16 protein-coding genes are annotated in these 18,090 nt (G+C 62.6%); 8 read left to right on the forward strand and 8 right to left on the reverse strand.

Going from position 1 to position 18,090, the window contains the following annotated elements; all coding sequences use genetic code 11:
• Positions 1-2: 2 nt before the first annotated feature.
• Both rodA and AC07OO_RS06170 read right to left on the reverse strand, forming a co-directional pair.
• A complete protein-coding gene (gene rodA / locus AC07OO_RS06165; protein WP_495081167.1) occupies positions 3-1,157 on the reverse strand; it encodes a rod shape-determining protein RodA in 1,155 nt (384 codons plus the stop codon).
• Positions 1,158-1,223: 66 nt separating this feature from the next.
• On the reverse strand, positions 1,224-1,958 hold the full coding sequence (locus tag AC07OO_RS06170; RefSeq protein WP_495081168.1) for a response regulator: 735 nt from the start codon (positions 1,956-1,958) through the stop codon (positions 1,224-1,226).
• Between the two features lie 362 nt (positions 1,959-2,320).
• Here AC07OO_RS06170 and AC07OO_RS06175 point away from each other — a divergent pair, with 362 nt between their 5' ends.
• The 8 genes from AC07OO_RS06175 to AC07OO_RS06210 all read left to right on the forward strand — a co-directional run bounded on the left by AC07OO_RS06175 (position 2,321) and on the right by AC07OO_RS06210 (position 11,705).
• Positions 2,321-4,393 (forward strand): RNB domain-containing ribonuclease, encoded by a 2,073-nt coding sequence (locus tag AC07OO_RS06175; protein ID WP_495081169.1) that lies wholly within the window; start codon positions 2,321-2,323, stop codon positions 4,391-4,393.
• A gap of 2 nt (positions 4,394-4,395) precedes the next feature.
• On the forward strand, positions 4,396-5,253 hold the full coding sequence (locus tag AC07OO_RS06180) for a TonB family protein (protein WP_495081783.1): 858 nt from the start codon (positions 4,396-4,398) through the stop codon (positions 5,251-5,253).
• On the forward strand, positions 5,250-6,002 hold the full coding sequence (locus AC07OO_RS06185) for a transglycosylase domain-containing protein (protein WP_495081170.1): 753 nt from the start codon (positions 5,250-5,252) through the stop codon (positions 6,000-6,002). The genes AC07OO_RS06180 and AC07OO_RS06185 overlap by 4 nt, the downstream gene beginning before the upstream one ends.
• A gap of 126 nt (positions 6,003-6,128) precedes the next feature.
• On the forward strand, positions 6,129-6,740 hold the full coding sequence (locus AC07OO_RS06190) for a lysophospholipid acyltransferase family protein (RefSeq protein ID WP_495081171.1): 612 nt from the start codon (positions 6,129-6,131) through the stop codon (positions 6,738-6,740).
• 18 nt (positions 6,741-6,758) lie between these two features.
• Positions 6,759-7,757 (forward strand): phosphatidate cytidylyltransferase, encoded by a 999-nt coding sequence (locus AC07OO_RS06195; RefSeq protein WP_495081172.1) that lies wholly within the window; start codon positions 6,759-6,761, stop codon positions 7,755-7,757.
• Between the two features lie 74 nt (positions 7,758-7,831).
• A complete protein-coding gene (ruvC, locus tag AC07OO_RS06200; RefSeq protein ID WP_495081173.1) occupies positions 7,832-8,401 on the forward strand; it encodes a crossover junction endodeoxyribonuclease RuvC in 570 nt (189 codons plus the stop codon).
• Positions 8,402-8,502: 101 nt separating this feature from the next.
• Positions 8,503-10,044 (forward strand): sensor histidine kinase, encoded by a 1,542-nt coding sequence (locus AC07OO_RS06205; protein WP_495081174.1) that lies wholly within the window; start codon positions 8,503-8,505, stop codon positions 10,042-10,044.
• Between the two features lie 74 nt (positions 10,045-10,118).
• Complete coding sequence (locus tag AC07OO_RS06210; RefSeq protein WP_495081175.1) at positions 10,119-11,705, forward strand: DUF3369 domain-containing protein; 1,587 nt, start codon at positions 10,119-10,121, stop codon at positions 11,703-11,705.
• 54 nt (positions 11,706-11,759) lie between these two features.
• On the opposite strand, the gene AC07OO_RS06215 is transcribed toward AC07OO_RS06210, so the two are convergent.
• From AC07OO_RS06215 to ftsA, 6 genes are all read right to left on the reverse strand, one after another.
• Entirely contained in the window at positions 11,760-13,223 is a 1,464-nt protein-coding gene (locus AC07OO_RS06215; protein WP_495081176.1) for a methyl-accepting chemotaxis protein, read from the reverse strand.
• 96 nt (positions 13,224-13,319) lie between these two features.
• Positions 13,320-14,093 carry a substrate-binding periplasmic protein gene (locus AC07OO_RS06220; RefSeq protein ID WP_495081177.1) on the reverse strand — a complete coding sequence of 258 codons (774 nt, stop codon included), beginning with the start codon at positions 14,091-14,093 and terminating at the stop codon, positions 13,320-13,322.
• A 129-nt stretch (positions 14,094-14,222) separates the two neighbouring features.
• A complete protein-coding gene (locus AC07OO_RS06225; RefSeq protein ID WP_495081178.1) occupies positions 14,223-14,399 on the reverse strand; it encodes a hypothetical protein in 177 nt (58 codons plus the stop codon).
• 32 nt (positions 14,400-14,431) lie between these two features.
• On the reverse strand, positions 14,432-15,355 hold the full coding sequence (gene lpxC / locus AC07OO_RS06230) for a UDP-3-O-acyl-N-acetylglucosamine deacetylase (RefSeq protein WP_495081179.1): 924 nt from the start codon (positions 15,353-15,355) through the stop codon (positions 14,432-14,434).
• A 95-nt stretch (positions 15,356-15,450) separates the two neighbouring features.
• The gene (gene ftsZ, locus AC07OO_RS06235; protein WP_495081180.1) at positions 15,451-16,695 is read right to left on the reverse strand and encodes a cell division protein FtsZ; all 1,245 of its coding nucleotides are present in this window, start codon (positions 16,693-16,695) and stop codon (positions 15,451-15,453) included.
• Between the two features lie 143 nt (positions 16,696-16,838).
• Positions 16,839-18,068, reverse strand: a complete 1,230-nt coding sequence (gene ftsA / locus AC07OO_RS06240) for a cell division protein FtsA (RefSeq protein WP_495081181.1) — start codon at positions 18,066-18,068, stop codon at positions 16,839-16,841.
• Between the last annotated feature and the right edge of the window lie 22 nt (positions 18,069-18,090).

Consider the following 18,090-nt stretch of genomic DNA (forward strand, 5'->3'; position numbering starts at 1 on the left):
CTTTATGACTGAACCAACCGTTTGGAGTTGGAAATGGCCATCAGAATGCCCACCGCCAAGCCCAAGGTCACCATGGCCGTGCCGCCATAGCTGATAAAAGGCAGCGGCACGCCCACCACCGGCAGGATGCCGCTGACCATGCCGATGTTGACGAAGGCGTAGGTGAAGAAAATCATCGTCACGCTACCGGCCAGCAGGCGCGAGAACAGTGTGGGTGCATCCAGCGCAATGGCCAGGCCGCGCAGGATCAGGAAAATGAAGGCCAGCAGCAGAAACAAATTCCCCAGCAGGCCAAACTCTTCCGAATACGCGGCAAAGATGAAGTCGGTCGTGTGCTCGGGAATGAACTCCAGATGGGTCTGCGTGCCCTTCATGAAGCCTACCCCAGTCACACCGCCCGAGCCAATGGCGATCATGCCCTGGATGATGTGGAAGCCCTTGCCCAGCGGGTCGCGCGTGGGGTCCAGTAAGGTGCAGATGCGCTGCTGCTGGTAGTCGTGCAACACGGGCCAACGCACACCATCGGCGCACAGCGCGGGCTCAAAACCCACGATCAAGCCGATGCCAATGACGCCCAGCAGCACCGGCGGGATCACCAGCTTCCAGCTCATGCCGGCAAAGAAGATGACCGACATGCCGGCCGCCAGAATCAGCAGCGAGGTGCCCAGGTCGGGCTGCTTCATGATCAGCGCCACCGGCACGCCCAAAAGCACGGCGGCCACGCCAAAGTCCAAGGGCCGCAACTGGCCTTCGCGCTTCTGGAACCACCAGGCCAGCATCAGCGGCATCGCGATTTTCAGGATTTCGCTAGGCTGTATCGTGATGCCGATATTGATCCAGCGCTTGCCGCCTTTTTTAGAAATGCCGAACAAGGCCACCGCGATCAACAGAGCCACGCCCGCGGTGTATAGCGGCACGGCCATGGTCATCAGGCGCTGCGGCGGGATCTGGGCCACGACGAACATGATGCTGGCCGCGATCAGCATATTGCGGCCATGGTCCTCAAAGCGGGTGCCGTTGTTGAAGCCGGCCGAGTACATGGTCAGCAAACCCGCGCAGCACAGCAGGAATACGGCAAAGGCCAGCGGCCCGTCAAAGCCATGGAACCAGGGGGCGATGCGCCGCCAGACAGAGGGTTTATCAAAAACAGAGGCCATACAGGGCGGCAATTATCCCCGCTTATCCCCCTCGGGCACCCGGCGGCTCGACTAGGCTCGCCAGCTTTACTTGGGCATCGCGGCCGAGGCATGGGCGACCGGCTGGCGCGGCAGCAGGCCCATGCGGGTGGCCTCCAACACGGCTTCCATCTTGGAATGCACTTCCAGCTTGCCGTACAAGCTCTTGACGTGGGTCTGTATGGTGTAGACGCTGAGGTTTTTCTGGTCTGCGATTTCGGCATAGGAAAAGCCCCGCGCGACCAATTCCAACACCTCTTGCTCACGCCGCGACAGCAGGCTCTTGCTGGGATCGGGAACTTCCATTTTGATAGCGCTATGCGCAATGTCAACGGGGGCTAGCGCGATGTTTGTCTGCATGGACCGGTATTTGGACAGCACCCGGCGGGCGATCATCGGCGAGATGGGCGAGGCGCCGGCCTTCATCTCGAGGATGGTGTTGGCGATGTCGTCGGGCGCTGCATCCTTGTGGATATAGCCCAGAGCCCCGGCCTCGATGCTGGCCAGCACATTGTCCTCGTCACCAAACATGGAGATGACCAGGGCCTCGCAGGCCGGATGGCACAGGCGGGCATGGCGTATGACCTGCAACCCGCTGCCGTCGGGCAGACCCAGGTCGGTCAACAGCACGTCCACAGGCTCCGTGGCCTGGTCCAGGCAGGCCTTGGCCTCGGCGACGCTGGCCACGCCGCGCACCAGGCGCAACTGGGCGCAGCGCTCCACGCTGGCGGCGAAAAACGAGCGCATTTGTGGGTCATCTTCAACAATCAATACTCGCCACACGGCTTGCTCTCCTTGGTCTTCTTATGCATTGCGGATGCGCCCCACCGGCGCAAGACCGGCCACCCCCCGAGCATATAGCCATACGCGGCAAGGCTGCCTCCCATAAACAGGGTATGTTGGTAACGGGGTGTACTGGACTGAGAGCCCCCACGTTCGCCCACTGCGTGTGGCTCTCTGCCCCCCGAGGGGGCTAAATCCGCTTGGGGCGGCCCGGCGCGGATTTGGAGCCCCCACGTTCACCCACTGCGTGTGGCTCCCTGCCCCCCTGAGGGGGCTAAATCCGCTTGGGGCGGCCCGGCGCGGATTTGTCGCCTCTCCCAAGCTGCGCGATGCGTTGTTGCGGCATGGGACAATGCCGCCCTATGTTTGTATTGTTTGAAGAAGCCGGAAAGTTCATGGCCGGTCGGGTGCTGTCGGAAGCGGAAGCTTCGGCACAGGTGGAGTTGGACAGCGGCAAGCGGGTCAAGGTCAAAGCCGCCAATATGCTGCTGAAGTTTGAGAAGCCCGCGCCGGCGGAGTTCATCCGCGCGGCGCAGGCCGCCAGCCAGGGCATCGAGTTGGAGATGGCCTGGGAGTTCGCGCCGGACGAAGAGTTCGGCTTTGCCGATCTGGCCCGCGACTATTTCTCCGAGCAGGCGCCGCTGTCCGAACAGGCTGCCATGCTGTTCAGGCTGTTTGAATCGCCCCACTACTTTCGGCGCGCCGGCAAGGGGCGCTTCCGCAAGGCCTCGGCCGATGTCATAGCCCAGGCCCTGGCCGCCATCGAGAAGAAGAAAATCATCGCGCTGCAGATCACGCAATGGGCCACGGAACTGGGTGGCGGGCAGTGCCCCGAGCCGATCCGAGAGCAGCTGTACAAGATCTTGTTCAAGCCCGACAAGAACGCGCCCGAATACAAGGCCGTGGTCGAGGCGGCCCGCGCCACGCAGACGGCGCCGCTGGCCCTGCTGCAAAAGGCGGGCGCCATCGCATCGCCCTACCAGTTCCACTGGAAGCGCTTCTTGCTGGAGAACTTCCCCAAGGGTACGGGCTTCCCGGCTCTGAATGCCCCGGCCATTGACGAAGCTGCATTGCCCGTGGCCGGCGTGCAGGCCTTTTCCATCGACGATTCGCAGACAACCGAGATTGACGATGCCCTCTCCGTGCAAGGCCTGGGCAGCGACACCGTCACCCTGGGCATCCACATCGCCGCGCCGGGCCTGGCCATCCAGCCGGGCGATGCCGTCGACCAGATCGGGCGCCACCGCCTGTCCACCGTGTACATGCCCGGCTACAAGGTCACCATGCTGCCCGATGCACTGGTGCAGACCTACACGCTGCAGGCGGGCCGCGATTGCCCGGCGCTGTCTTTGTACGTGACGCTGGATGCCGCCACGCTGGAGATCAAGGGCCACGCGTCCAAGATCGAACGCGTACCCATCGCCCACAACCTGCGCCACGACCAACTGGACGGCGTGGTGACCGAGGCCTGGCTCACGGGTCAGGGCAGTGCAGATAAAAATGCCTCCCAGCCCTCGTCGGAACTGCGTGAGCAGCTATCATTTTTATATCGACTGGCCAAAGACCTGAAGGCCAAGCGCGAGGTCGTGCGCGGCAAACCCGAGACTTTCAACCGGCCGGACTACAACTTCCGCTTGGTGGGCAATGACGGCGCGGAACCGCAAGGGTCGGAAACGGTGCAGATCAGCACCCGCCAACGCGGCGCGCCGCTGGACCTGATCGTGGCCGAGGCCATGATCCTGGCCAACAGCACCTGGGGCGGCTGGCTGGCTGAGCTGGGCGTGCCCGGCATCTACCGTAGCCAGGCCTCGCTGGCACCGGGCGTCAAGGTGCGCATGGGCACCAAGGCACAGCCCCATGCCGGCATTGGCGTCAAGAGTTATGCCTGGAGCAGCTCGCCGCTGCGCCGCTATGTGGACCTGGTCAACCAATGGCAGATCATTGCCTGCGTCCGCCACGGCCAGACCGCGGCGCTGGCGGCGCCCTTCAAGCCCAAGGATGCCAGCCTGTTCTCCATCATCTCCAGCTTTGACGAGGCCTATACCGCCTACAACGGCTACCAGGGCGCGATGGAGCGCTTCTGGACGCTGCAGTACCTGCAACAGAACGCCATCACCGAACTGGAAGCCACGGTCTTCAAGGACGGCATGGTGCGCGCCGACACCCTGCCCCTGGTGCTGCCCATCCTGGGCGGCCAGAACCTGCCGCGCGGCGCCCGCGTGCGCGTCAGGCTGGGCGAGGCGGACCTGATCACGCTGGACATCAGCGGCACCGTGCTGGAGCGGCTGGATACGCCGACGGCTGACGCCTCAACCGATGACGCTACCGACGAGGGGGATGATGACGAAGTCTCGGGCCCGATTGCGATTGCCGTTGACGTCAACGAAGCGCCAGCCGAAATGGCCGAAGCCGCCGTGGATAATCCTGCTCCGTGAACCTGCGGTCCATCAGCACCCTCCACCTCGCCCTGCTTGCATCCATTGCGGTGCATGCAGTGGTGTTGAGCGTGCGCTTTGTTGACCCCGAGGCCTTCAACCGCGTGTTCGAAGACACGCCGATGGAGGTGATCCTGGTCAACGCCAAGACCAACGAGAAGCCCGACAAGGCCAAGGCCATCGCCCAGACCTCGTTGGCCGGTGGCGGTGACGCCGAACAGGGCCGAGCCACCAGCCCGCTGCCCCCATCGGCGCTGACCGATTTTGGCGATGCCTCCGAAGAAGAAGTCGCCCGCAAGCTGCAGACGCTGCAGGAGCAGCAAACCCTGCTCTTGGCCCAGGTCAAGCGCGAACTCGCCGCCATGCCCCCGCCCGACCCCAGCCAGGCGGCCAACAAGGTCGAGCAGATGGAGCGCGAGGAAAAGCGCCGCCAGTTGGTCAAGATACTGGCCGAGATCGAGCGCCGCATCAACATGGAGAACGCGCGCCCCAAGAAGCGCTACATCAGCCCCGCTGCGCGGGAAGAGGTGTATGCGGTCTACTACGACGCACTGCGCCACGCCATTGAGGACAAGGGTACCGAAAACTTCCCACAATCCGGTGGCAAGAAGCTGTACGGCGAGCTGACGATGATCGTCACCGTCAACCACAACGGCCGCGTGCTGGACACCGAGATCGTCGAGACCTCGGGCAGCCGCGCGCTGGACCGCGCTGCTGCCGCCATTGCCCGCGCGGCCGGTCCGTTTGGCCACTTCAGCCCGGCGATGCGCCGCCAGGCGGATCAGATTCTGGTCGTCTCGCGCTTCAAGTTCACGCGCGACGAAACCCTGGAAGCCTCCATCTCTACCTCGCAAAAATGAAAGCCCTTGCGCGTTGGCTCGGCCTGCTGCTGATCGCCGTGCTGGCCCTGCAACTGTATTTTGTGGCCCGCATCGCGGCCATGGCCGTGGTGGCGCCGCAGTCCACCAGCTTCCAGCGATCCGAGGCCTGGCGCCTGGCCAACGACAAGGGCGGCCTGCATTGGCGCCAGCAGTGGGTGGCCTACAACCAGATATCCGATAACCTCAAGCGCGCGGTGGTCGCGTCCGAAGACGACGGATTCACCAACCACGAGGGCGTGGATTGGGACGCGATGGAAAAGGCCTGGGAGAAAAACGCCAAGGCCGAGGCCCGCGCCGCCAAGCAAGGCGCTCCCGCCAAGGCCAGTGCAGCCGGCAAGGCGGTGATCCCCAAGCCTCCCAAGATCGTGGGCGGCTCCACGATCACGCAGCAGTTGGCCAAGAACCTGTTTTTGTCGGGCGAGCGCACGCTGGTGCGCAAGGGCCAGGAGCTGGTGCTAACGGTGTTGCTGGAGCACCTGCTGAGCAAGCAGCGCATTCTGGAGATTTACCTCAACAGCGTGGAGTGGGGTGAGGGCATCTTCGGTGCCGAGGCCGCGGCCCAGCACTACTACCGCAAGCCGGCGTCGCAATTGAGTGCGTATGAGGCTGCGCGATTGGCCGTGATGTTGCCGCGACCACGCTATTACGAAAAGCTGCCGAATTCAGGGTACCTGGCTAGCCGTGCTGGTGTGATAACCGGGCGCATGGGAGATGCGCAATTGCCCTGATTGCGTGGCTTTCGTTTGTTCGCCCGCAGAACACCCAGTCCCCGCATCCAGCGCCCACCAAACACAGCGCACCAACATCCCACAAACAAACATAGAAACGTCACATAGCTCTGTATCATCCGCCCCATGCGCGCCAAGTTAATGAGTTACTTTCTGCTGGGGTTGATTCGGATACTGACCGGCTCCCAGGCCCGCTGGCATGGTTGCCCTCCCAAGGCAGAGCAGCGCATCTACTTCGCTAACCACCAAAGCCACGCCGATCTGGTGATGATCTGGGCGGCCCTGCCGCAGGAACTGCGCAGCGTGACCCGCGCCATTGCCGCCAAAGATTACTGGACGAAGACACCGTTCAAGAAGTGGCTGACCACGGCCGTCTTCAATGTGATTTATGTGTCACGCGACCGCAGCAGTGACGAAGACCCGCTGGAGCCCTTGTTTGACGCGCTGGCCAATGGCGACTCCATCATCCTGTTCCCCGAGGGCACACGCGGCTTCACCGGTGATCCGCAACCCTTCAAGGCTGGGCTGTACAACCTGGCGCTCAAATGCCCCAACGTGGTCTTGGTACCTGCCTGGATCAACAACGTGCAGCACGTGCTGCCCAAGGGCGAGGTGGTGCCAGTGCCGGTGCTGTGCTCGGTGACCTTTGGTACGCCCATGCAGTTGGAAGCGGGCGAGGACCGCAAGGTCTTTTTGGAACGTGCCCGTGCCGCCGTGGTGGCGCTGCGCGATGTATGAGGTAGAGAAGAAGCAAACATGTTCGACGTCTACTACTACCTCAAGAATCTGAGCCCTTCGCAACAGATCGGTGCGCTGTTCATTCTGGTGTTTGGCCTGCTGCTGTTGATCAGCAGCCTGTCCTTCCTGTACTCGGTGCGCGAGCACGGCGATGATGCCGAGGCTGATGCGCGGCGGCAGGAGCATCGGCGGGTGGACGCCATCATCCGCACCAGCTGGTTCATGGTGCTGGTGTTCTGGGTGGGTTGGGCCGCGGGTGATGGCGTGGCGCTGACGCTGTTTGGCCTGGTGTCGTTCTTCAGCCTGCGCGAGTTCCTGACGCTGTCCCCTACCCGCCTGGGTGACCACCGCAGCCTGGTGCTGGCGTTTTTCGTCGTGTTGCCGCTGCAGTATCTATTGATCTGGGGCGGACACTTCGATTTGTTCACCGTGGCGATACCGGTCTACGCCTTTTTGGCCTTGCCGTTGGCCAGCGCACTGGCCAACGACCCGGTGCGGTTTCTGGAGCGCAACGCCAAGCTGCAGTGGGGCATCATGGTCTGCATCTACGGCATGAGCCATGTGCCCGCCCTGCTGCTGCTGAAGTTTCCAGGGTACGAAGGCCGCAATGCTTTCCTGGTGTTCTACTTGGTGCTGGTGGTGCAGGTCTGCATGATCACGCAGCACTTCGCGTCGCGCCGCCTGCAGCGCCAACCGGTGGCGCCTGCCATCAGCCAAAGCTTCACCTGGGCGAGCTGGGGCCTGGGCCTGCTGGCCGGTGGCCTGATGGGCGCCCTGCTGGCGGGCATCACGCCCTGGGTGCCAGCCACGGCCTTTGCTGCGGCCTTTGTGGCCTGCATAGCCGGATCGCTGGGCCACTTTGTGATGAAGGCGCTGAAGCGCGACCGTGGCATCCCCAGTTGGGGCAGCCAAGGCGAATCGGTCACCGGCGCGGGTGGTCTCCTGGACCGGGTGGACGGCCTGTGCTTTGCAGCACCGGTGTTCTTCCATTCGGCACGCTGGTATTTTGGCGCATGACCGGACCATAACATTTTGGATTTCATGCCACTAGCCCTCGCCAAATATAAGCATGTCGCTACCAAAAGAATAGCATGCGCATTCTGGGCATAGATCCTGGCCTGCGCACCACGGGCTTCGGCGTGGTCGATGTGGAGGGCTCGGCCCTGCGCTATGTGGCCAGCGGCACCGTGTCCACACAGCACCTGCAGACCGATGCGCTGCCGCAGCGGCTCAAGGTGCTGTTCGACGGTGTCGGCGAAGTGGTGCAGCGTTATAGCCCCGACTGCGCTTCGGTCGAGATCGTGTTCGTCAACGTCAACCCCCAGTCCACGCTGCTGCTGGGCCAGGCGCGCGGCGCCTGCATCACTGCGCTGGTGTCCCAAGACCTGCCAGTGGCCGAGTACACCGCCCTGCAGATGAAACAGGCCGTAGCCGGCTATGGCCGGGCCGACAAGGCCCAGATCCAGTCCATGGTACAGCGCCTGCTGGCCCTGCCCGGCTTGCCCGGGCCTGACGCAGCCGATGCGCTGGGCCTGGCCATCACCCATGCCCACGCGGGCAGCGCCATGGCCCGCCTGGCCCATGCCAGCAGCAGCGTGGGCGGCAGCAAACCTGGCAGTGGCAAGGTGGGGGGTAATTACCGGGCCGGCCGCAGCCGCTAAAAGACCCACGCAACAGGCTTCGCCACCCCACCGCAACCCGGTAAAACCCGCACCTATTACCCGGCCTGCGCAGGCCGGGGAATAGGTACACTGGTGCGAACATGGTGTCTATCCGACTCAGGCTGATTGCGCTCTTTGTGTTGCTGGTCACGGTAGCGCTTGCGGTCTTTGGCGCATATGGCCAGTTGCGCTTGTCCCGTGAGTTGGAGCAGCGCTTTGCGGCGCGCAAGGAGGAAGCCTTGCTGCGGCTGAAGACATCCCTGCCCACCGCGCTGTGGAACTACGACAAGGCGCAGACCGAACGCATCATCCAAGCCGAACTGGAGCCCATCGAGGTGGTGTCGGTAACGGTGCTGGACACCAAGGCCAATGTCATTGCGAGGGTGGCACGTGCGACCGATGACCGCAGCGCCCAGCCCGGTGATGGTCCGCCGGTCGAAGCGACCTTGCACATGGACCCGCTGACCGACTCGGTCGGTGCTACCGCCGCGGGGACGCCGGCCATTGGCAAGGTGCAGGTCGCGTTCTCCCGCGCCTACATCGACGCGGCTCTGCGCGACGCGCTGACCACCCGCCTGGTCGAAATCCTGTTGCTGGACAGCCTGCTGGTCGTGGTGCTGACGATCAGCCTGAACATGGTGTTCAAACCCATCGCCCAATTGCGCGACGCGCTGTTTGACCTGGCGGCCCAAGAGGGAGAGGACGCCAAGGAACTGCCCGACACCAAGCAAAAGGAATTTGGCGAGGTGATCCAGGGCTTCAACAACACCCTGCGCAAGCTGCGCCAGATCATCGCCCGCCGCGCGCAGGCTGAAGAGGCGGCACGGGTAGCCGCCACGCAGACCGAGGTTGCCTACCGCGATCTACAGACCGCGCAAGAGTCCCTGGTGCAATCCGAGAAGCTGGCCGGCCTGGGAAGCCTGGTGGCGGGCGTGGCCCATGAGATCAACACGCCCATCGGCATTGTGGTCACCGGCGTCTCGGCGCTGGACATGGCGACCCAGCAGGTCCAGAAGGCCATGGCCGATGGCAATCTACGCAAGTCCGACATCGCCGGCTACTTGCAGATGGCCGGTGAAAGTGTGCACCTGATCGCCAGCAACGCTGAGCGGGCGGCCCGCCTGATCCAAAGCTTCAAGCAAGTGGCCGTGGACCAGACCAGTGAGCAGCGACGCCAGTTCAACCTCAAGCACTACCTGAACGAATTGATCACCAGTTTGCAGCCCAGCCTGCGCAAGGCCCACACCACTGTGGAGATGGTGTGCGACGACGCCGTGGCCATGGACAGCTACCCCGGCCTGCTGGCCCAAGTGCTGACCAACCTGACGATGAATGCGGTCACCCACGCCTTTGCGCCCGGCGCGCAAGGGCACTTGACCATCCGCGCCCATTGCAGCCAGGACGGCGTGGTGTCCATTGCGCTGAGCGACGATGGCCGCGGCATACCGGCCGAGCACCTGGGCAAGATATTCGACCCCTTTTTCACAACCCGCCGCGGCCAGGGCGGCACCGGGCTGGGCCTGCACATTGTGTTCAACATCGTGACCAAGCAATTGAGCGGTAGCATTTCGGCGCAGAACAATGCGCTGCAGGGCGCCTGTTTCACAATAAGTATTCCCCGTGTCACCCCAACCACGGCATGAGTATGAAAACTTGTTAAGCTAGCACCGAGCCGGCGTTCGACCGGCCATGGACTTGGAAACCCTGAAAGGTGGACATGGATCTAAGTGATACGGACGATGGTGATTGGCTCTCCGAGGACGAAGACATTGCGATTGCCCAAGTGGCCGCAAAACCCTGGCGCATTCTGGTTGTCGATGACGAGCCCGACATCCACGCCGTCACGCGCCTCGCACTCAACAGCGTCAGCTTCAAGGGCCGCGGCATACAAATCCTGTCGGCCTATACCGGCATCCAGGGCTACGAACTGTTGGCCACCGAGCCCGACATCGCGCTGGTGCTGCTGGACGTGGTCATGGAGACCGAAGACGCCGGCCTGCGCCTGGCCCGGCGCATACGCGAAGAACTGAACAACAACCTGGTGCGCATCGTGCTGCGCACCGGCCAGCCTGGCCAGGCCCCGGAGCAGCAGGTCATTGTCGACTTCGACATCAACGACTACAAGGCCAAGACCGAACTGACGGCGCAAAAGCTGTTCACCACCGTGATCTCATCGCTGCGCGGATACGAGGGTCTGCAAACCATAGAGGCCAACCGCAAAGGCCTGTCGCGCATTCTGGAGGCGGCCAGCAACCTGTACCAGGTGGAGTCATTGAAGGAGCTGGCCTCGGGGGTGCTGACCCAGATCGGGGCCATCTTGAATTTCGGTGCCGAAGGGGTTTTGTGCATCATGCAGAACCAGTCTTCGGAGGCCCCCAATACACCGCTGGTGATTGCGTCCACTGGGTCATCCACCCATTTGCAGGAACGCATGACGCTGCCGCCGGACCATGCCTGGGCCGACGATATCCACCGTGCATTTCGCGAGCGCAAGAACATCTTCACCGACTTGGTGGATGTGCTGTTCATCCATGCACCCCATGGCCATCTGTTCGCGGTGGCCTTTTCGCCACCCTGGCCGCTGGGCGATCTGGAGCGCAGCCTGCTGGGTGTGTTCTGCGACCGCATCGCCGCCGCATTCGACAACCTGCACATGTTCGGCATGCTCAAGACCACGCAGGAGGCCACGGTCTGCGCGCTGGCCGACCTGGCCGAGTCCCGCGACGCCACGACCGGCGGCCATGTGCGCCGGGTTTGCCGCCTGACCGACGGTATTGCCGCCGAATTGCAAGCGGCCGGCAAGTTCCCGCAGGACATCACGCCCAGCTTTTTGTCCCTGGTGGGTCTGGCCAGCATCCTGCACGATGTGGGCAAGGTAGCCACGCCCGACGCGATATTGCTCAAGCCCGGCAAGCACACCCCCGAAGAGCGTGCCATCATGGAAGAACACGCCTTGATCGGCGAGACCGTGCTGGCCCGCGCGTCCAATATGGTCGAGGGTGTCAGCACGCTGAGCATGGGAGCCCAGATTGCCGGTGGCCACCACGAACACTTTGACGGCAGCGGCTACCCGCGCCGCCTCAAGGGCCACGCCATACCACTGGCGGCCCGCATTGTCGCCGTTGTCGATGTGTTCGATGCTCTGCTACACAGCCGGCCCTACAAGGAGCCATGGGCGCTGGAAGACGTCATGGTGTATCTGGAAGAGCGCCGGGGCACGCAGTTTGACCCGGACGTACTGGACGCTCTGGTGGCCTTTCTGAAGAACAAGCAACCCGACTGGATCATCGGCGACGGCCACTGATCCGACCCCTGCGCGGGGTCGGGAGGCGTTGAGAAAAAGGCCTCAGTCAGTCAATCAGCGCAAGGCCAATGCGCTCGACGAATGGCTCAAGGTGAACACACTCACGGCTGAGGCCAAACTGGCGGCCTGCGATTGCATGGACCCCGCAGCCGCGGCCGCCTGCTCGACCAAGGCGGCATTTTGCTGCGTGTTGTTGTCCATCTGTCGCACAGCCTCATTGATCTGGCTGATACCCAGCGTCTGCTCATCGCTGGCGGACTGGATCTCGGCCATGATGTTGGTGACCTTGCTGACACTGTCCACGATCTCGTTCATCGTGGCGCCGGCCTCATCGACCAGCTTGGTGCCAATGCCCACATTGCTGACCGACTCGTCAATCAGGCTCTTGATCTCCTTGGCCGCAGCGGCCGAACGCCCGGCCAGGCTGCGCACCTCGCTGGCCACGACGGCGAATCCGCGACCCTGCTCGCCGGCCCGCGCCGCCTCCACGGCGGCATTCAGCGCCAGGATATTGGTCTGAAACGCAATGCCGTCGATGACGCTGATGATGTCCACAATCTTGCGTGAAGACTGGTTGATGGAACCCATCGTGGTGACCACTTGTGCCACCACCGAGCCGCCCTTGGAAGCCACCTCGGCAGCCGTCTGCACCATGCGGTTGGCCAACTGGGCGTTCTCGGCGTTTTGCCGCACGGTATCGGTCATCTCTTCCATCGATGCCGCGGTCTGCTCCAGCGAACTGGCCTGCGATTCGGTGCGCGATGACAAGTCCATATTGCCGCTGGCAATCTCGTCGGAGGCATGGGATATCGTCGTGATGCCGCTGCTGACCTGCTCGATGATCCTCTGCAAGCGTTCGATAAAGGTATTGAAGCCGTCCGTGACCGCGTTGAACTCATCCGACTGGCCGCGGGGCAGGCGCTTGGTCAGGTCGGCATCGCCCACCGCAATGTCTTGCAGCGCATCACCGATCTGCGCCAGCGGGGCCAGCACCACAGAGCTCAGGATGCGCGACAGCACCAGCACGATGATGACGTCCAGCACCAGGATCTGCAGCACGGCCCACAGCAGCTCCGAGCGCAGGGCTTTCTTGATTTCGTCGTAGGAAACAAACACCGTGGCCTTGCCAACCGCATTGGGCTTGCCACCGTCCACATAGACCAGATCCACGCTCTTGGTGGTGTCGGCGGCGGGCATTTGCGTGGCCTGCACGATCTTGCCATCGGCATCCCGCACGCTCCCCCCCAGCACTTTTTCGCCATTGGTGATGGTGATGCCCACGATGAAAGTGGCCGACATTTCGGAGGACAGGTTTTGCTCGATCTGGGCCTTGTCGAAATTCCACAGCGAGTTGGGCAGCGACGCGCCCAGCCGGCTGAGCGTGGCCTCGACCTGTTTATCGGCCGAGCTCTCCAGCGACGCCTTGGTCTTTACGTAGTTGACGGCCCCAAAGGCCAGCAACAGCACGGAAATGATCACTACGAACAAGACATTCAAGCGGAATTTGATACTGGTCATTTTCATTTTGTCGCTGTCTTCCTCTGTTGGGCTTATGGGTCCGAATAGGGGTCGGAATGGGGTCGGAATCTGCTGTGCGCCATGGCGCTCTTTTGGCTATTTGAAACTGTTCATCTTGGCCTTGTAGTCCGCCGACTCGCGCACATCGGCCAGGCTTTTCCACAGATCCTTGGAGAAATCGCCATACTTGGCGACTAGCTGTTTGGACAGCATCAGAAAAAAGGGCTTGTCGACCAAGGGCGGGCTCAATTTCTCAATCTTGGCGGAAAACTCGGGCGTTGTGCTCAGGGCATTGTCGCCCTCCAAGGTCTGCAAGGCGACGCCTTCCACCCGTCCGAGCAACAACTTCTTGAGGTTGTCATCGGCCGTCTTGGAGCCTTCATCCACCTTGGCGCCGAGTTGTTTCAACTGGTCCACGATGGAATAGCCGGGCTGTGCGCCGATGGAGCCGGTGGCAGTCAATTTCTTGCCGTCCCACTGGATGGCGCTGCCCTTGAGGCGGTACAGGCTGTAGCCGTCGTACATCATGGCCCGGGCCGCATCCGGCTTGTCGCCGGCCATAGGGTAGACGCCGATTTCCATGCGCTCGGCCTTGAAGCTGGCGGCGAAGATGCCGTCCACCTTGCCTTCGCGCATTTCGTCCTGGCAGCGCTTCCATGGCAGGGGGAAGGCCTCGATCTTGACGCCCAGTTTTTGCTCGACGGCCTTGAGGTGGACGATATTGAGGCCTGGTCGGTCCTTCAATACCCAGGGATACACATCCACATCCTCATGGCAGAACTTGAGGACGGTGGGCTTGTCAGCGGCAACGACTCCGCCACACATACTGGCTGTTAACAGCCCAGCCACCAGCGATTGACGGAAGGTCATGGCGCTCTTTCTGTGTTGTGGGGGCAAACACCCCTCTAGAGGTTTGTAACCAATAGTACGCCGCAAAACACAGCATGGCAACCGCGATACCGACAGGTGTGGACGCGCCCACCCCAACGGCAGGATTCGCTACAGAACCTGCTCCAGAATCAGCACCGCAAAGACGATGAAGGCTGCCATCAGCGTGCCGCCCAGGACCTGCAGGCCCCGCTGTTTGTAACGGGCTTGGCCGGTAGCCATGAAGCGGATGAAGAAACCCAGCGCGACGAGCAACAGCAGAAAGAAGAGCCCGCGCAGAAATGCCATGGCTTGGGAAGCGAATGAGCCGCGCTTTGGGGCTACCAGGCCGGCGCCAGTTGGGCAAAGCCGGCGGGTGCCTTGCTTTCGTCCTCAAAGCTCACCAACTCCCAGGCATCACTATGGGCCAGCAGCTCGCGCAAGAGCTTGTTGTTCAGCGCATGGCCGGAGCGAAAGGCACTGTAGCTGGCCAGCAGGGGCTTGCCCACGCAATACAGATCACCAATCGCGTCAAGCAGCTTGTGTTTGACGAACTCATCGTCATAACGCAGGCCCTCGGCATTGAGCACCTTGTAGTCGTCCATGACAATGGCATTGTCCAGGCCGCCACCCAGGGCCAGGCCATTGGTGCGCATCATCTCCACATCCTTGGTGAAGCCGAAGGTGCGGGCACGGGCGATATCGCGAGAGTAGGAGTCGGTGCCCATGTTGAACTCCACCCGCTGGCCGGTGGAGTCCACCGCCGGATGGTCGAACACGATTTCAAAGCTGAGTTTGTAGCCGTTGTATGGCTCCAGGCGGGCCCATTTGAGGTTGGGGCCCTCGCCCTCGCGCACCTCGACGGGCCGCTTGATCCGCATGAAGCGCTTGGGCGCGTTCTGCAGCTCCACGCCGGCGCTTTGCAACAGGAACACGAACGAGGCCGCCGAGCCATCCAAAATGGGAATCTCTTCGGCCGTGACGTCCACGTACAGGTTGTCCAGCCCCAGGCCGGCACAGGCCGACATCAGGTGCTCGATGGTCTGTACCTTGGCGCCGCCGTTGGAGATAGTGGACGCCATGCGCGTATCGGTCACCGACGGTGCGGACACCGGTATATCCACCGGCACCGGCAGATCCACACGGCGAAAGACGATGCCGGTATCCGGCTGCGCAGGCCGCAGGGTGAGTTCCACCCGCTGCCCGCTGTGCAGCCCTACACCGACGGCGCGGGTCAGGGACTTGAGGGTTCGTTGTTGTAGCACGGTGCGATTTTACTCGCCGCCGGGCCGCCCCAAGGCGAGTGCGGCCCCCGCGGGGGGCAGGGAGCCACATGCAATGGGCGACCGTGGGGGCAACATCAATCGGCCTGTTTCCGCAGGAAAGCAGGGATTTCGTAGTCGTCCATGCCACCGTTGGACAGCGCATCCACTTTGGCCGCGGCCGAGGTGCGGCCGCGCCAGACGGCTGGCGTACCCATGCCAGCATAGTCCGGCTGGGCCACACCACCCATGGCGGCGCCACCACCACCCACACCACCAGCCGGCTGCCCACCCACGGGCGTGTTCAGTGTCGGCACGTGGAATGGCACGTTGTCGGTACCGGTGCGCAGCACCTGCAGCGGAGGGGCTGTGCGGCGCGCACCTTGGCGGGAGAGGCCTGTGGCGACCACGGTCACGCGGATGTCTTCACCCAGCGCATCGTCGTACGCGGTACCGTAGATCACGTGGGCATCAGGCGATGCATAGGCGCGAATGGTGTTCATGGCCAGCTTGGATTCACTCAGCTTCAAGCTGCCCTTGGCGGCCGTGATCAGCACCAACACACCCTTGGCACCTGACAAGTCGATGCCTTCCAGCAGTGGGCAGGCCACGGCCTGTTCGGCTGCGATGCGGGCGCGGTCCGGGCCGCTGGCCAGGGCCGTACCCATCATCGCCTTGCCGGGCTCGCCCATGACGGTGCGCACGTCTTCAAAGTCGACGTTCACATGGCCAGGCACATTGATGATTTCGGCAATACCGCCCACGGCGTTTTTCAGCACGTCGTTGGCATGGGCAAAGGCTTCGTCCTGGCTCACGTCGTCGCCCAGCACGTCGAGCAGCTTTTCGTTCAGCACGACGATCAGCGAGTCCACATTCGCTTCCAGCTCCATCAGCCCGGCATCCGCATTGCTCATGCGGCGGCCACCTTCGAAGTCGAACGGCTTGGTGACCACGCCCACGGTCAGAATACCCATCTCCTTGGCCACGCGGGCGATCACAGGAGCCGCACCGGTACCGGTACCACCGCCCATGCCGGCGGTGATGAACAGCATGTGGGCGCCTTCGATTGCGGCACGGATGTCGGCCTCGGCCAGCACGGCGGCTTCGCGGCCCTTGTCGGGCTTGCTACCGGCGCCCAGACCACCGGCGCCCAGCTGGATGGTCTTGTGCGCGGTGCTGCGGGAGAGGGCTTGGGAGTCGGTGTTGGCGCAGATGAATTCCACGCCGCCCACGTCCGAAAAAATCATGTGTTCCACGGCGTTGCCGCCGCCACCGCCCACACCGATCACCTTGATCTGTGTACCTTGGTTAAACGCTTCTTCTTCAATCATTTCAATGGCCATGATGTTTCTCTCCTGATGTTTCACTAAATTCAATACTTTGGGATGGGTGCCGTTGCAGTAATCTGCAAATGTCGGTGGAGGGCCCGTGCTGGGCCATCGCTCGTGCGGGCTTCCCCTTGCTAGCCACATCTTTTTTTCCATGGTCAGAAGTTCCCGATGAACCAGTCTTTGACCGATCCAAATGCTGTTTTCATCGAACCGTTTTTCTGTGCCACCTTGTAGCCGCGCATGCGGGCCACGCGGGCCTCTTCGAGCAGACCCATCACGGTGGCGGCGCGCGGCTGAGCCACCATGTCGGCCAGCGCGCTGGAATACTTGGGCACGCCGCGGCGCACGGGTTTGAGGAAGATGTCTTCACCCAGCTCCACCATGCCCGGCATGACGCAACTACCGCCGGTCAGCACGATGCCAGAGGACAACACCTCTTCGTAGCCCGACTCGCGCATGACCTGGTTGACCAGACTGAAAATTTCTTCAATGCGCGGCTCAATGACACCAGCCAGCGCCTGCCGGCTCAGCATGCGCGGGCCGCGGTCACCCAAGCCCGGGACTTCCACCTGGGTCTCAGGGTCCACCAGCAATTGTTTGGCATGGCCACTTTCGACCTTGATGTCTTCAGCGTCCTTGGTCGGCGTGCGCAAGGCCATGGCGATATCGCTGGTGATCAGGTCACCGGCAATCGGGATCACGGCCGTGTGGCGGATGGCGCCATTGGTGAAGATGGCAATGTCGGTGGTGCCGGCGCCAATGTCCACCAGGGCCACCCCGAGTTCGCGCTCGTCTTCGGTCAGCACCGACAGGCTGGATGCGAGCGGATTCAGCATCAACTGCTCCACTTCCAGGCCGCAGCGGCGCACGCATTTGATGATGTTCTCGGCCGCGCTTTGCGCGCCGGTCACGATGTGCACCTTGGCCTCCAGGCGGATGCCGCTCATGCCGATAGGCTCCTTGACGTCCTGGCCATCGATGATGAACTCCTGCGGCTCCACCAGCAGCAGGCGCTGGTCGGTCGAGATGTTGATGGCCTTGGCCGTCTCCACGACACGCGCCACATCGGCGGCCGTCACCTCACGATCCTTCACCGCCACCATGCCGCTGGAGTTGATGCCGCGGATATGGCTGCCGGTGATGCCGGTGTAGACACGGGTGATCTTGCAGTCGGCCATCAACTCAGCCTCGCGCAGGGCCTGCTGGATGCTTTGCACGGTGGCGTCAATATTCACCACCACACCACGCTTGATGCCATTGCTGGGCGCCACACCCAGGCCGGCCAGCTTGAGCTCACCACCGGGCAATACCTCGGCCACCACCACCATGACCTTGGCGGTGCCGATGTCCAGTCCTACGACCAGGTCTTTGTACTCTTTTGCCATATCGATTACCTGTTGTTTCGTC

It is taken from the genome of Rhodoferax sp. GW821-FHT07G04 (assembly GCF_059418585.1).